The 15,377-nt window shown below is 51.6% G+C and carries 11 protein-coding genes; 4 read left to right on the top strand and 7 right to left on the bottom strand.

Features of this window, described 5'->3' with window-relative positions:
- Positions 1-5 precede the first annotated feature (5 nt).
- The 4 genes from ICL55_RS03380 to ICL55_RS03365 all read right to left on the bottom strand — a co-directional run bounded on the left by ICL55_RS03380 (position 6) and on the right by ICL55_RS03365 (position 6,935).
- Positions 6-1,457 (bottom strand): RagB/SusD family nutrient uptake outer membrane protein, encoded by a 1,452-nt coding sequence (locus ICL55_RS03380; RefSeq protein WP_188094626.1) that lies wholly within the window; start codon positions 1,455-1,457, stop codon positions 6-8.
- A 29-nt stretch (positions 1,458-1,486) separates the two neighbouring features.
- On the bottom strand, positions 1,487-4,759 hold the full coding sequence (locus ICL55_RS03375) for a TonB-dependent receptor (RefSeq protein ID WP_188094625.1): 3,273 nt from the start codon (positions 4,757-4,759) through the stop codon (positions 1,487-1,489).
- Positions 4,760-5,015: 256 nt separating this feature from the next.
- Positions 5,016-6,224 carry a FecR family protein gene (locus ICL55_RS03370; protein WP_188094624.1) on the bottom strand — a complete coding sequence of 403 codons (1,209 nt, stop codon included), beginning with the start codon at positions 6,222-6,224 and terminating at the stop codon, positions 5,016-5,018.
- Positions 6,225-6,350: 126 nt separating this feature from the next.
- A complete protein-coding gene (locus ICL55_RS03365) occupies positions 6,351-6,935 on the bottom strand; it encodes an RNA polymerase sigma factor (protein ID WP_188094623.1) in 585 nt (194 codons plus the stop codon).
- Between the two features lie 118 nt (positions 6,936-7,053).
- Between ICL55_RS03365 and ICL55_RS03360 the strand changes: the two genes are divergently transcribed.
- Both ICL55_RS03360 and ICL55_RS03355 read left to right on the top strand, forming a co-directional pair.
- Positions 7,054-8,481 (top strand): glycoside hydrolase family 30 protein, encoded by a 1,428-nt coding sequence (locus tag ICL55_RS03360; RefSeq protein ID WP_188094622.1) that lies wholly within the window; start codon positions 7,054-7,056, stop codon positions 8,479-8,481.
- A gap of 104 nt (positions 8,482-8,585) precedes the next feature.
- Positions 8,586-9,545, top strand: coding sequence for an MBL fold metallo-hydrolase (locus tag ICL55_RS03355; protein WP_188094621.1), 960 nt, complete (start codon positions 8,586-8,588; stop codon positions 9,543-9,545).
- 36 nt (positions 9,546-9,581) lie between these two features.
- On the opposite strand, the gene ICL55_RS03350 is transcribed toward ICL55_RS03355, so the two are convergent.
- Complete coding sequence (locus ICL55_RS03350) at positions 9,582-9,929, bottom strand: winged helix-turn-helix transcriptional regulator (RefSeq protein ID WP_223151288.1); 348 nt, start codon at positions 9,927-9,929, stop codon at positions 9,582-9,584.
- Positions 9,930-10,008: 79 nt separating this feature from the next.
- Positions 10,009-11,160, bottom strand: a complete 1,152-nt coding sequence (locus tag ICL55_RS03345; protein WP_188094620.1) for a trypsin-like serine peptidase — start codon at positions 11,158-11,160, stop codon at positions 10,009-10,011.
- 110 nt (positions 11,161-11,270) lie between these two features.
- Between ICL55_RS03345 and ICL55_RS03340 the strand changes: the two genes are divergently transcribed.
- Positions 11,271-13,484, top strand: a complete 2,214-nt coding sequence (locus tag ICL55_RS03340; protein WP_188094619.1) for a hypothetical protein — start codon at positions 11,271-11,273, stop codon at positions 13,482-13,484.
- Between the two features lie 14 nt (positions 13,485-13,498).
- On the top strand, positions 13,499-14,185 hold the full coding sequence (locus tag ICL55_RS03335) for a carboxypeptidase-like regulatory domain-containing protein (protein ID WP_188094618.1): 687 nt from the start codon (positions 13,499-13,501) through the stop codon (positions 14,183-14,185).
- Between the two features lie 65 nt (positions 14,186-14,250).
- Here the strand turns inward: ICL55_RS03335 and ICL55_RS03330 are convergent, their stop codons facing one another.
- The gene (locus tag ICL55_RS03330) at positions 14,251-15,369 is read right to left on the bottom strand and encodes a TlpA disulfide reductase family protein (protein WP_188094617.1); all 1,119 of its coding nucleotides are present in this window, start codon (positions 15,367-15,369) and stop codon (positions 14,251-14,253) included.
- Positions 15,370-15,377: the final 8 nt, after the last annotated feature.

The raw sequence follows: 15,377 nt of genomic DNA, 5'->3' as shown, positions 1-15,377 counted from the left end.
ACAGGTCATAGATTAGGGTTCACCACCGCGTCAGCGCCGGGTATAGGCATCCAGTAGTTTGCTTTGGTGATGTTACCGGCTGGTTGCAGATCGCCGGTCGCCTTGTTGGCGTTGGCAGCTTCCACCTGCTCCAGTCTCACCAGATCAAACCAGCGGTTCCATTCTCCGGCAAACTCCCAGGCGCGTTCGTTGACTACCGCCGCAGCGAAATCAGCGCCGGCCATACCGCCCGCCAGGTCAGGCAGCCCGGCGCGCTGCCGTACGGCATTGACAGCCGTATAGGCATCGCTGTTAGGCGTACCGGCGGAACGCGCCTGCGCTTCTGCATAGATCAGCAGCACATGCGCATAACGCATCATGATAACGGGATTGTTGGACATATACACTGCTTTCTGGCCCGACTGGACAGTAAACTTTTTATAGTAGGGATGTTTGGTCGTGGTTTGTTGCCAGGGGATCACGGTACCGTTGCTCAGGGTGAACTGTGTGCTGAAGGTCGCGTCTTTACGCGGGCCGGCCGGGAAGTTGTTAAAGAAATTCAGCTCCGGGAAAAAGTCACTCCACCCGCCTTCATCTTCCGGCATGGTAGACAGTCCGTAAAATGAATTGTACGTCACCCAGTTGCCACGCGTGAAAAGCGTGAACACATCTTCCACGGTACCACCCACAAAAATCTTTAGGTAGCCACCGGTGTAAAGATCAAATCCATAGGCTGTTTTGTTATCGATGACTTCTTTGGCCTTCGCTGCCGCCAGTGCATATTTCGACTGGTCTTTCAGCGGCCATCCGGCTTCTGTGAGATACACGTCTGCCAGCAAAGCTTTGGCCGAGCCTTTATTAGGTCGTCCGGAGCTTCGTCTGGTATTAGGTATCCACTCTTCCGCTCTTTTTAAATCGGCTTCTATCAACGGATAAATCTCTGCCGGTTTACTCTTTTTCAGGTTCAGGTATTCGGGTGCATATTTTTCAGAGGGAATCACCGGCACATCGCCCCACAGCCTTGTGAGCCAGTAGTACGACAAGGCCCGCAGATAACTGGCTTCGCCCACCATGGCGCGGATGGTGTCCTGATTGCCATCCTGCACCTTGCTGTAGTTGTTGATGATATTGGTGGTGGCCTGTATGGTTTTATAGCAGCCCAGCCAGATGGGGTTCATCCTGCTGTTGAGCGACGATACGTTGAAGCGGTCAAACTCGCGGAACTCCTCCTTGTTGGAGCCGGGATGCGTGGTGAGATCATCGCTGCCCATGGTCATGGCGATCTGCGATACCGTGGTAAAGCCGCTGGCCCAGGGTACCATCAGGCTGCCGTAGGCGCCGGAAAGCACCGTCTCCAGGCCGGTCTGGCTGCTCATGGCATCATCGCCGGCTACCAATCCTTTGGGACTTTCCGTCAGCTCCTTGCTGCATCCTGCTGCCAGCATGAGGAAGGATAACAGATATAAAGCGTATTTCATGTAAAATCGTTTAATCATAACGGTTAGTTTTAAAAGCTCAGCGTTACCCCGCCGGTGATGGTCTTTGCATTCGGATAAGTACCGAAATCAATACCCTGACGGATATCTCCCGCGGAGGAACTGCTTTCCGGATCGATACCGGAGTAGTTGGTCACCGTGAAAAGGTTGGTAGCGCTCAGGAAGACCTTCACGCCCAGTGTATTTTTCAGCGCCGATTTTGGTATATCATACGCCAGGCTCACATTCTTCAGGCGCAGGAAATCACCTTTTTCCAGGAAACGGCTGCTCTGCGTGAAATTGCGGTTGGTGGTACTGAAAGCCGGTATGTCGGAGGTTTCATTGACACCCGGAATATAGCGGTCTTTGATCTCCTGCAGCGTGGCTTCGCGCGCATCGCCGCCGTAATACATGGCCGCTGCCTTGTTGTAATTCAGCCGATCGAAGCCAAAGAGGCCCTGAAACAGCAGGTTCAGCGTAAAACGTTTATACGTCACCGTATTATTCCAGCCGATGGAGGTGGTGGGTATGCCGGTACCGATCACATGGTAATCGCCCGCATCGATGGTGCCGTTGTTGTCTACATCGAGGTAACGGGAATCGCCTGCCTTCGCGCCGTATAACGCAGCTTTGTCATCGCCGGGCTTCCAGGTGCCGAGGTAGGTGAGCCCCCAGATGGCGCCGAGCGACTGCCCGGGCATCACGACAAACTCCGACTGCGGCGACATGCCACCACCGATCTTGCGGTTGTTGGGGTCAAAGATGCGGGTCTTGCCTTCGCCCAGTGAGATCACTTTGTTTTTAACAAATGACACGTTGAACCCTGTGTTCCATTGCACGGCGCCGCTGTTGACCACATCCCCTTCCACGGCAAACTCCCAGCCTTTGTTCTGTACGGCGCCTACATTGCGGGTAATGGAGTTGCCGCCCAGGTACATGGGCAGGTTTTCCTGCAACAGCAGGTCGCGGGTGTCCTTGACGAAATAATCCACGGTAACGGCTATGCGCCCTTTCAGCAACCCGATGTCGAGCCCCACGTCCTTCTGCTCGGTGGTTTCCCATTTGAGGCCGGGGTTACCGATGTTGCCCATCACGAGCCCCACCACATGGCTGTTGTTGTTGAAAGATGCCGGTATATTGGAATAGGATGAAAGGGTGCTGTAAGGACTGATCGCCTGATTGCCTGTCAATCCCCAGCTGCCACGCAGTTTCAGGTTGCTGATGCCCTGCACCTGCTGCATAAACGGTTCGTTGCTCACTACCCATCCTGCGGAAACAGAAGGGAAATAGCTGTACTTGTTGTTGCCCTGGAATTTGGAAGAGCCGTCACGTCGCAGGGCCGCGGAGAGCAGGTATTTATCATTATAGGCGTAGTTCGCCCGACCTACCAGTGAGAACAGCGCCCATTTAGAGTAGCCGGAGCCGGGAGAACCGGGTGTTCCTAACGCGAGATTGTTCCACTGGAAATTTTCATACGTCAGGTTGGTAGCGCCCGAAGAGGAATAATTGTAGGTCGACTGCTGGTATTCCGCCACAGCCGTCAGGTCCAGGCTATGGACTTTATTAAATACCTTTCTGTAGTTCAGTGTGTTGGTGTTCTGTAAAACAATTTCTTTGTTTGACCGGATGCCGGCACTGGACACATTGTTATTGGTGATCTTTCCTCCAAAGCTCTTGTCCTCGTACTGGAGATAGTTAGCGCCGTATTGCAGGTTAAAGGTCAGCCCTGGCAGGATGTCGAACTTAAATCCGCCGATGAGGTTGGCCAGCATCCTGTCTCTGATGGAGATCCTGTTGACCGTGAGCGCCACCGGATTATAGAACAACGAGCCTACCGGATCGCTGACGACGAAACTACCGTCTGCATTGCGTACCGGCGTGGTGGGCGCCCAGGTGAGGGCCTGCGCCAGCGGGCTGCTGGGGCCATCTGCCGGGATATCTGCGTTCTGTGCCGTGCTGTAGGAACCGGTGATATTCAGGAAGGTAGAGACGATGTTCGAAAGGCGGGCATTGATATTGGAGCGCAGCGTGTACCGTTTGTAAAACGAGTTGTTGATCACCCCATCCTGATTGAGGTAGTTACCGGAGATAAAATAACCACTCTTGTCGGTGCCGCCGGAGAGACTGAGCAGGTATTCCTGTGCCGGTGCTGTCCGGAAGATCTCTTTCTGCCAGTCGGTGCCACCTTTAGCCCGGAAGTCCGCGATCTGCGCATCTGTGAACTTTGGCGTGGTGCCTACCGCTGCCGCATGGGCGTTGGCCGTTTCTGCAAAGTCGGCCGCATTCAGCAGGTCCAGTTTTTTGATGACGGTAGAAGAAGACAGCCGTGTGGTGAAATTGAGCTTCAGTCCACCTTTACCGCCTTTTTTAGTGGTAATGAGGATCACGCCGTTGGCGCCGCGGCTGCCGTAGATAGCTGTAGCGGCGGCATCTTTCAGTACCTGTATCGACGCAATGTCGTCAGGATTGATCGAGAAAAATTCCGCGCCCACGAAGCCGTCCACCACATACAGCGGATCGTTGCTGCCGTTGATGGAATTGGAGCCACGGATGCGGATACGTACGCTGCCACCGGGCGATCCGGCGGAATTAGTGACCTGCACGCCGGTCGCACGTCCCTGTAATACCTGATCGAGACGGTTCACCGGTGCGTCTTTAAAATCTTTGGAGGTGATAGAAGAGATCGCGTTGGTGAGCGTTCCTTTCTTTTGTTCGCCATAGCCTACCACCACCAGTTCATTGATATTGGAGGCGGATGGCTGTAAGGCAACAGACACTTCTTTTTTACCGTTGAGGGGTATCTCCATTTTGTTGTAGCCCAGGGAAGATACTACCAGCACGGCGTTGCCGTCGGGTACTGTAATTACATACTCTCCTTTGTCGTTGGTCACCACACCTTTGGCCGTGCCTTTCACCTGAATGGTCACACCGGGTAGCGGCTCTCCTTTTTCATTGGTGATCTTTCCGGTGATTGTTTGTTCCACCGGGGCGGGTATCTCGCTGGTGATGGGTTTACGTTTTACGATGACCACCTTGTCGGATATGCTGTAGGTAAAAGGCTGTCCGCTGAAGCAGGCTTCCAGCGCCTCTTTCAGGGAAACGTTTTTCAGTTGCAGGTCCACTTTCCGTCCCTGGAGCATTTGTTCATCCGTATACAGGAAAGTGTAGCCCGTTTGTTTTCGGATCTCCTGAAAGACCTTGTCCAGCGGCACATTACGTTGGGAGATGGTAACTGTTTGAGAATACCCGGCCGCATGTACCTGCAGCAGGGCAACGGTCATTAAAAGCACCGTTAATTTCATCATCAGTAACGTTTTTTTCGATAATCGTGGAAATTTTTTGTCCCACGCAGCACGACGCCGCCTGCCTTGGGAAAAAAGCATCAATTGCATACATTTGTATGGTTTGGGTAAGTAATGAATAATTGCCGCAAGCGATTGTACATACAGGACCTGACTTCACCGGGGGCGGTACGAACGCTTCCGGTTTTTTTTGTCCTGTATGGGTAAAGGGATTCGTGGAAAATTAAGGACCCATAAGTGTATCAGTTTTATTGGAATATCAGGGCGATACGATAATCTGCCTGTCTTTGATCTCGAAATGTACTTCTCCTGTCATCTCCAGTATTTTCAGCACCTGTGACACCGGCACGTTCCGGGGTATGATACCGCGGAAGTGAGCCGGGACGGGCGCCGTGAACACCACTTCCACGTTGTACCAGCGTGCAATCGTGCGCATCACGGAAGCGATGTCGTTGCCTTCCAGCTGAATAAAGCCATTTTTCCAGGCCACCGCTTCTTCTGTATTTACCTGCTGTTGAAGCGACAGCAGATCGTGTTGTTTATCCAGTTGTGCGCCCTGTCCCGGCGCCAGCTGTTTGCTGTTGCCATGGCGGCTCACTTTCACGGCGCCTTCCAGCAGGGTGGTTTTGATGACCGCTTCATCGGCATAGGCCATAATATTGAATTGCGTGCCCAGCACCGCTACTTCCATGCTGTCGTTAGGCTGACCGGTACGCACCGTCACTTTAAAAGGCATGGCGGTGTTGCGGGCCACTTCAAAATAGGCTTCCCCGTTGAGTTCCACCTGTCTGGCGCTGCCTTTGAAGGCCACCGGGTATTTCAGGGAGCTGGCCGCGTTGAGCCATACTTTGGTACCGTCGGGCAGTGTTACCTGGAACTGGCCGCCACGGGGCGTGCGCAGGGTATTGTATTGCAGGAGGTCCGGTTGGCCGGATAGCGCCGTGTACAGAAGCTGTCCGCCAGCCGATTGCGTAATGCGGGTATGACCTTGTTGCGTGAGCATTCCGCTGGCGGCGCTGTCGAGCGGCAGCTCCGTGCCGTCTGCCAGGGTGAGCATGGCTTTGTTGCCGCCGGGCGCCACGTCATGCACTGCCGGTACAGCAGCTACCATGGCAGGGTTACGGGTATTCGGCCGCAGCAGCCAGAAAAGGCCGACTGCCAGCAGCAATACAGCCGCGGCAGCGGGTATCCAGCGCAGGCGGCGTGGCGAACGAAGCGGTACCATATTGTCCGCTGTTTGCGGCCGGTCGGCCGCCAGGATCTGGCTGGCTATCTCATCCCAGTAGTCTTTGTCGTAACCGGCTGTGGCATCCGGAAGTTCCTGCAGCAGCAGCGTTTCCACCTGCTGCGTAAGCGCGCCGCTGTGGTCCTCTTTGATCAGCGTCGATAATTCCTGCAGCTCCGCCGCAGTGGCGACTTGCTGCAAAGCCTGCCCGAGCAGGTACGTAAGGCGGTCTTGTGTTGACAAATGGTGATTGTTTTGACAATGGTGAACGTGGTGATTTTGGTATGTTCTTCAAACGTGAAATACCCCCTTCTGATAAACAGACGCGCGAGCAGACATTTAGGACCTATCGAAAGAAAAAAAAATTTTTTACACCCGCAACAGCCAGAGTACCAAGGCGGGAAACAGCATCCCGGAATGCTCCAGGTGCTTGCGGATGGCGTGTAGCGAGCGTACCAGTGAATTTTTCACTGTATTGGGCGAGAGCGACAGCTGGGCGGCGATCTCCGGTATTTTCAGTCCCTGCTCGCGGCTCAGGAGGTAAATGCGCCGGGCCTGCGGCGGTAGCTGCTGTACCGCCACGCCCACCTGCTCCTTCATAAATGCATAGGCGATGTCCTCTTCCGGGCTGAAGATCGGCTCATCCGGCATCAGCGCGGCCATGGCCTTGTGATGCACCGCTTTTTTACGCAGGTAGGTGAAGCACTGGTAAAAAACGATGCGCATCAGCCAGGAACGCGGCTGTTCTATCTCTTTCAGCTTATCACGGCTGATCCATAAACGAAGAAATGTTTCCTGGAGGATGTCTTCCGTCACCGAAGCGGTTTTGGTGATATGCAATGCCATGGCACGGAACTGGGGCGCATACAGATGAAAAAGCTGCCGGAAGGCCATTTCATCGCCTTCGGAGATCAATTGAAAAAGTTCCTTGTTATCATGTGAGTACGCCTGCATGCGGGACAGCCTTCCCGCTAAAGTAGCAAAATAATTGATAGTTGTTTCGCTGCGGAATACTCCCCGCTATTTAAATTCTTTTTATATTTTCCCGGCCGAAATGTAAAAGATAGTTTTCATGAAAAGATATTCCACGTTATTTTTTGGCGGCATCGTCGCCACCCTGGCTGCCTGTTCCGGTAGTAAACAAATAGCCCATGCCCCGGTCCAGGCCACCGTCACCGCTTTTATCACCAGCAGTGACCAGCGATACCTGCTGAAAGAACAAACCGGGCTCCGCTTTTCAGGAACTAACGCCAACGGATATACTACAATAACGGTAGATCCTGCCCAAACATTTCAACCGGTAGAAGGATTCGGCTACACCCTTACCGGTGGCAGCGCGCAGCTGATCAACGCTATGGACCCCGCCGCCAGGCAGCAGCTGCTGCAGGAGGTCTTTGGCGCCGGCAGTCAGCAGCTCGGTGTCAGTTACCTGCGTATCAGCATCGGTGCTTCCGATCTGAACGCCACTGTTTTTTCCTACGATGATGTTCCTGCCGGAGAGACAGACGTTCCGCTCGCGCATTTTTCACTGGCGCCCGATATGGCCGGCGGCACGGGATTGATACCGCTGCTGCAGGAAATATTACAGATCAATCCGAAGCTGTCCATCATGGCGGCACCCTGGAGCCCGCCCGTATGGATGAAAGACAACGGTGCTTCCAAAGGCGGCTCCCTTCTTCCTACCTATTATCATGTGTACGCGCAGTACTTTGTCAAATATATTCAGGCCATGAAAGCAGCCGGCATCCCGATAGCCGCTATTACGCCGCAGAACGAGCCGTTGCATCCCGGCAATAATCCCAGCCTGAAAATGTTGGCAGGAGAACAGCGCGATTTCATCAAAGGCCACCTGGGACCCGCATTCGCGGCGGCCAACATCCACACAAAGATCGTCGTGTATGATCACAACTGCGACCGCCCGGATTATCCGCTGACCATCCTCGCCGATACTGCTGCCGCCAGATATGTGCATGGCAGCGCTTTTCACCTGTATGCAGGCGACATCAGCGCGCTGAGTGCCGTACAGCAATCGGCCCCCGACAAAGCTATTTACTTCACTGAGCAGTGGACCGGCTCCAAAGAAACATTCGACAACAACCTTCGCTGGCATATCAAAAACGTGATCATTGGCGCCATGCGTAACCACAGTCGCACAGCACTGGAATGGAACCTCGCCAACGACACCGCTTACAAGCCTCATACGCCCGGCGGCTGCACACAATGCAAGGGCGCCTTTACCATCAACGGCAACGATGTCAAACGTAATGTGGCTTACTATATCATCGCACATGCTTCCCGGTTTGTGCCTGCCGGCGCTGTCAGGATTGGCAGCAACAGCGAAGGTAGTTTCCATAGCGTGGCCTTCCAACGGCCCGATGGTAAAAAAGTGTTGATCGTACTGAACGACAACAGCATCCAGGCTTCGTTCAACCTGCGTTATCAAAACAAACAGGTAGTCGCCATTTTGCCTGCCGCCAGCGTAGGAACTTATATTTTTTAGGGAGATGATAAAATAGTGGTTACCTCCAGGTGTCCACTATCTGCTAAACGGTCTCTTTTAGAAACCACGCCATCGTAATTTTGTCTTCACAAAAAAACAAGTTTATGCGTAACAACAGACGATGGACATTTATACTGGGCATAAGCATATGGCTGCTAGGCATTCCTTTCTATTCTTTGGCCCAATCTGCTTCCTATTCCGTTAAAATCGGCGACATAACCGTTACAGCGCTGTTAGATGGCACGATCCCCATCAATGCAGACCAGCTTTTCGCCGGCAGCGAACCAGGAAAAGTGGCGCGGCTACTGGAAAAATCGTTTCTGAAAAATCCTGTAGAACTCAGCATCAACGCCTACCTGATACAGGATGGCGAGAAACGTATTTTAGTAGATGCCGGCTCCGGGGAGCTCATGGGCAAGTACGGCGGTAAACTGACGGAGAGCCTGAAACAAGCCGGCGTTCAACCGGAAGAGATCACCGATATCCTGATCACCCATGTACACGCCGATCATTCCGGCGGCCTGGTCGTTGCAGGGAAAAAGATATTCCCCCATGCTATCATCCATGTACATCAGACAGAGGTGGACTTTTGGCTCAATGCCAAAAACAAGCAGGCGGCAGACCCTAAACACATGGGCGCCGATCCACAAACCTTTACCAATGCAGAAAATGTGCTGACCCCTTACCTGCGAAGCAACCAGGTAAAAACCTTCAACGAAGCAACAGCGGTGCTGCCGCATATCATGGCCATGCCGTATCCCGGACATACCCCCGGACACACCGTGTACGTATTGAGCAGTAAAAATGAGAAGTTATATTTCTGGGGTGATATGATCCATATGGCGGCCGTACAACTCCCCGCCCCAGCCCTGCCCGACCATTTCGACGTAGATGTGGCCGCACAGCAGAAAAACCGCCATACGTTCTATAACAGGGCCGCGCAGGAGAAACATCTTATTGCTGCCGCCCATATCTCTTTCCCCGGCATCGGACACCTTCAGAAAAGCGGAGATGGTTTTCTCTGGCTACCTGTTCCTTTTAGTCTGGAAGGAAGAACAGAATAATCTTTATTAATCTTTATGCAAACCTGCGCGATGAAATCACCGGGCGGGTTTGCGTTTTCTATAGGGGTCGTTATACTTCCTGTTCCACAACGTCAGCTGATTCAGTATTTTCAACAGGTCGATCCCTTTCTCTGTCAGCGTATATTCCACGCGCATGGGTGTTTCGTTAAACTCTTCACGCGCCACAATTTCATCTTCCACCAGCTCCTTCAGTTGCGCTGTCAGCACTTTCTTTGATATAATCTCAATACGCGCGAATATTTCCCCGAAACGCAGTGTCTTCAGGCCGATGGTGTATATAACGATCGGCTTCCACTTCGTACCAATGGTGGCCATGGTGCGGGTCATCGGGCAATTATGGCAGGTAAATATCTCGGTATTCATGGGTCAAAGGTACGGCACTTTCAAACAAAGTGATGGTTGCTGCAACAAGTGTCTCCATAACACGTCATCGGGCTCCCTGTCACCATACTTTCGTCATAAACCGGGAGGCGCTGATCACCGTTTCACCCTCACAATCCCAATCGTCACATCGGAAAGAAATGCGGCACTGTTCTTTGGTCCTGTAGCGGAAGTTCCGGACACCACCAGTCAGTACTCCTATTACAGAATCATTCCGGAATACCGGAGAGCCGGAATCGCCCGTATATACGTCCAGGTTACAGATGAACCCACCAACGGGCAAAAGAGAACGGACAAACGCTTTGGAGGCCACTTTCACCGGAAGTCCCAATCCGTAGCCAATGGAATAAACAGCGTCCAGCATGGCCGGCGTTTGTATGGAAACCGGCAATACGCTTTCCCTGGGCAACGGCCTGTTCGTGGTAAAAACGCAATAGTCGTCCGTCGCATTTTCATCCACTATACTTCCCACCTTGTACACGTCGTTCGCTTTAATCAGCAAATTGGCCTTCAGGGAGTCTTCCATGCGGTATCCAAATACGATATAGTACCGTTTAAAATCAGTGCTGCCCAGACAATGGCCCGCTGTTACCATCGTAGTTTCCTTTATCGCAAATCCCGAACCACGGACCTTCACAACCGGCTGATGGTCAAAGTGCTCCCCGTCGCAGGTCCCGAAGGACGATTTCAGGTCTCCGTTTTGACGCAGCATATAGTTCCCATCTGCCCTTTTTACCAGTTGCCCTGTATCAATGATCAGTCCTACTTTTCCCGCCAGTTGTTTAATACCAAGAGTCGTATTATAGGGGTCCATCCGGTTATCGTCCCCATAGGTCCCGTAGATGGCCAGTTTCTCCCGTTGTATCTGATCAATCGTGATGATCAGTTGTTTTTCGGTTAGCCGGCTTAGTCTTTTTCTTTTTTGCAGAAAGGGCGGTAATGTGTCCGGGCGGGGGCTGTTCAGCCCCTTCCACTGCTGCCGGAATTGTAACTCCGTATATAGCTCCTCGTAGGAATATTGCTGCCGGATAAATGCCGGGGTAGTCAGTTCCAGCATAGGAGTCATATCCAGATCGCCCGGGCGTACAACTGCTGTGTCCCCTTTAGGGACGATGACAGTGGAATCTTCAGCAGGAGTGGTTTCGGTGGTAACATTTTCATTACAGGAAACAAGTAGCCATACAGCAAAAAATACAACTATCGTTCGTTTCATGGTATTTGGGATTAATTAAAAATACACTATTTTGGCAATAATATAACTGTCAACCTATTTTCTGATATCCCTACTATCAATAAACTTTTACTGACTCCAAAACCACCCAGATGAAAGGTACTTTTTCCCTGTTACTGTGGATGAATGCTATTCTTATGCCTGGCCATCTCTTCGGGCAATGGCCGCCGAAAAGCACTAAAAACACTTCCCAACTTATTACAATCGAGATTAATGACAAGGGAGCATTCAGCGGCACGCTTCCACCTACTCTCCATCCATCGGACCGCCTGGTATTTTTGATCCGCATCGCGGACGCAGCCGACACAGGGCACATTGACGTATACCGGCAGGCGTTAGTGACATATGACGAATTATGGAAGAATGGCTCCTACAAGGATGGCTATGAATCGATGTTTGGGGAGGATGCCACGGCCAGGGCCGCAGAACGGGCGGAAATCGCCAACACCATCAAATTTCTGGATACCCGCGACACCAGCCTGTTAACGGGGCTGAAATCCAACAAGTGGGTACCCGTGCCCCGCAGCGATTTTGCGCTGCCTTCCAGCCGCGTCACACTTTCTTTTCCCGGTATCAAACCCCGTCAACTCGCACTCACTGTCACCGATCAGGGCGTAGTTTCCGATACGTTTAAACTGGCGGAATTCGGCAACTACAGGACGGAACAAACATTTACCTATCAGGTGGAACTGGTAGACAAATACCGTGAACTGGTCATTGATCATTTCAGAAAAACCCACAGTTATTTTCAGCGGGACGGAGAGAAAAAGTGGCATCAGCTCCTGAAAGAAATTCTTTCCCATGCCCCTTTAATGGACTCCGTCGGGACGCTGATGAAAGCGCATGCAGCAGGTAAAATTGACGATACCACGTTTAATGCCGCCTTGCAAACAAAATGCTCCCGGATAAACGTGGTAACAGCACTCCTGAACCAACTAAGTGAGTCAGGCAACAATCGCTGGTTAGCCCCCTGGCTTTGGTATACCAAAGGCTCTCTCAGATTCAATCCGTTTGACTTCTCCAACGGGCAGCCACTGAAAGATTACGCCACGGCAAGATTTAAGCCTGATACGTCACAATACTACCGGAGCTTTATCGCCACAGTTGATGCGGCAGTTGATCAGTTACGTACCCACCCGAAACCCAATAGCCCGGACAGTATCCTGTTACTGGCAGAAAAGAAAAAACAAGGGGTAACAAAATTGTTGGACAACAGTACCGCGCTGGCGTTCATCGATAAAAACAATAAAGCTGCTGATGCCTTCCAACAATCAGAAATGGTTGTTTACAAAGGTAACCTGCTCGTGAGCACAGCCGACCAATTGCGATTTGTTCGTTACCACAACGGACTGAAAGGCTATACGCTTTCCTCCAGGCTACCGAAAGACTACCCGGAAGATTATGCCATGTATGTTGGCCTGGTAAATGTGCCGGGCAACAAGATCGTAACGCTGGACCAACGGCTGAGTGATTTCACCGACAAAGCCGAATTCACCACGCAGGTGCAGGAAAGCCTCGGAGCGATCACCAAGGGTAAATCCACCGTAACAGATGCTGCCAAAACTTTCGCTTCCTTATTTTCTACCGTAAAAAAGAGTGGCGAAGACGTCAATCCTCTCTGTACCGATAATGCAGAAACTACCTACCTGCATTACCTGTTCGTGACAGCCGGCTACAAAGGCGATCTCCCCGTACCGGAAAAACTCGCCAACCAGACAGACAGCAGTGATTATAAATACAGTACCATCCTCGCCGGCCAGGACGATAAAGCCGCTCCTTTCACCAACGAATACAGCATCGAAGAACGGCTTGCGTCGGACACCAGCAAAAAACAGGTGGCCAAAGGATTTCGTTACAATGTAGGCAAACTTCGCTCCTTTGCTATCGGCGCGGGACTGGCATTCGGATTTTCTCAGGTAAGCCAGGTAAATGTAGATTCCGCCGGCGCTATCTCCTCCTCTACCGATGCGGCCAGGGCCAAATTTATAGTGGGATTAAAATACTACCCCTTCAAAACTTTCCTGAGAGACAACGGCATCTGCCCCAGATGGCCGGAGCGCCGCTTCTCGTTATTCGGTGGTTTTGAAGTACTGGACCCGCTCAACAACCTCTATCTCGGTGTAGGTTATGATATTGTTCCCGGTCTGAATATAAACGTAGGCGCCAATTTCTACCGGCAGCACTACTACCGTTTGCAAAATGACAGGATACTCGACAAGGCCACCAGAATGCCTGCTGTCGGCTATCTGGCTATTACGCTGGACCCGGAAGTGGTAGTGGACCTCATCAAATTAATGGCAAAGTAAAACCAGCAACCGACATGAAAAAAATCCTCCCCATACTCCCTGTAATTGCCTTTGCTTATCTGTTGACCAACTGCGGCAAGAAAGAATTTGATGATATCAGTGGTAACAAAAAATTATCCGGCCGCGTGTACCTCATTGATACGCTGGGCACCGCCCAGGAGCCGCAAATGCTGAAAAGTAAAAAAGTGTACATCCGCTATAGTGGCAGTTCTACCAGCGACTATCTGTATTCCGTTGTCAGCGGCGCCGATGGCTATTTTACCTTCACTAACCTGTCTGCACAATCCTATACGGTATTTACAGAAGAAATTCGCTCCGGCATTAAATATGTAGACGCCCAACAGGTGGACCCGGGACAGAAAGACTCCATTGTGCTGCGCCTGAAGCCGGACACCTTACAACAACGTCTGTTAAATCTCATCGTAACCGACAAAAATAAAGAACGGGTATCCGGTGCTATTGTCTACGTATACAGCAGCCAACTGGTGGCCGATCATGATTCCGCGATAACCGGCACCGGTTCTATCCTCGCAGATACCACCAGCATCTATGGCAACAAACTACGTATAGGCCTCGGCGATGGCAAATACTATTTTAAAGCCAAACGGGCGTTGACAGATACCATATTGCGGTCGCGCGCCCTGGTAAATACTACTATTTCCGGCAACGGGCTGAAAGATATCAGTATAGCGGTTGAATAAATACCAACATAAAAAAGCAGCTGCCTCGAAGTACTTTGAGGCAGCCGCTTTGAGATCAATTCAAATTAATTCATCAGTTCTCCCAACTTCTTCAGGAGGTCTTCTCCCCTCAGGTCTCTGGCAATAATTTTACCATTTTTGTCCAACAGGAAATTGGCGGGAATACTTTTAATATCATACTGTTTGGCCACTTCGTTGTTCCAGTACTTCAGGTCAGACACGTGTGTCCAGGTGAGCTGATCGTGCTCAATGGCTTTTACCCACGCCTCTTTTTTGCTGTCGAGAGAGACACCGAGGATGGTAAACCCTTTGTCTTTGTATTGCTGATAAGCTTTCACTACGTTTGGATTTTCACCGCGGCAGGGACCACACCAGGAGGCCCAGAAGTCTACCAGCACATATTGGCCTTTGAAGCCGGAGAGGCTCACCGGATTGCCATTGACATCGTTCTGTGTGAAATCAGGCGCGATGGCATTTACAGACAGGGCCTTCGCAATCTCCAGACGGCGGGCAAAGTCGGCGCCTGCTTTGCTCTTGCTGATATTAACAGAAAGGCTGTTAAAAAGCGGCGCAACTGCGTCATAGTCGATCTTGCTGCCGGCTATTTCCCTAAGGGCAACCAGGCTGATATAACTATCAGGATGTTGATTGATATAGGCCTTCTGTATCTGCTTCTTTTCTTCGAGGGCGGGTGTTGCGGCCTTCATCAGGCTGTCTCTGAGCGTCGCGCCTTCTTTTTCGGCAGCGGTAGCCGCTGCCCATCTGGCATCGAGCTGTTTAAGGGTGGTTTCAGGCGAAGCCTGCTGTTGTTTATAGTCTTTGTAGTCGCTGTTAATCCGCGAGTTTTTGAAGACGGCATTTTTAATAGAGTCTTTGGCTGTCAGCTGCAACGTTCCATTTTCAACATAACAGGAGAGCATGTCCATGTTTGGCTGCCGGCCGGCGCCCTGATGGTCCAGTAACAGGGTGGCCATCACCGGGCTGGTGGTAACGCCTTTGAAGGTGAAGCTGCCTTTCTTCATGACAACAGAATCCAGCACATTGCCGCCTGTATTGCGGTATGACAGATATACTTTTGCAGGGGCATCGATTTTACCGATGTTTCCCTTAATGGTGAAAGTGGTGTCCTGCGCCAATGCCGGCATGGTGGATACCAGCAGAGAGGCGACTAATAATTGTTTCATGTTCGTTT

Origin of the sequence: Chitinophaga varians (assembly GCF_014529945.1) — a bacterium.
Lineage (GTDB): Bacteria > Bacteroidota > Bacteroidia > Chitinophagales > Chitinophagaceae > Chitinophaga > Chitinophaga varians.
Note: the sequence above shows the minus strand (reverse complement) of the source record. Positions and strands in the feature narration are given on the sequence as shown.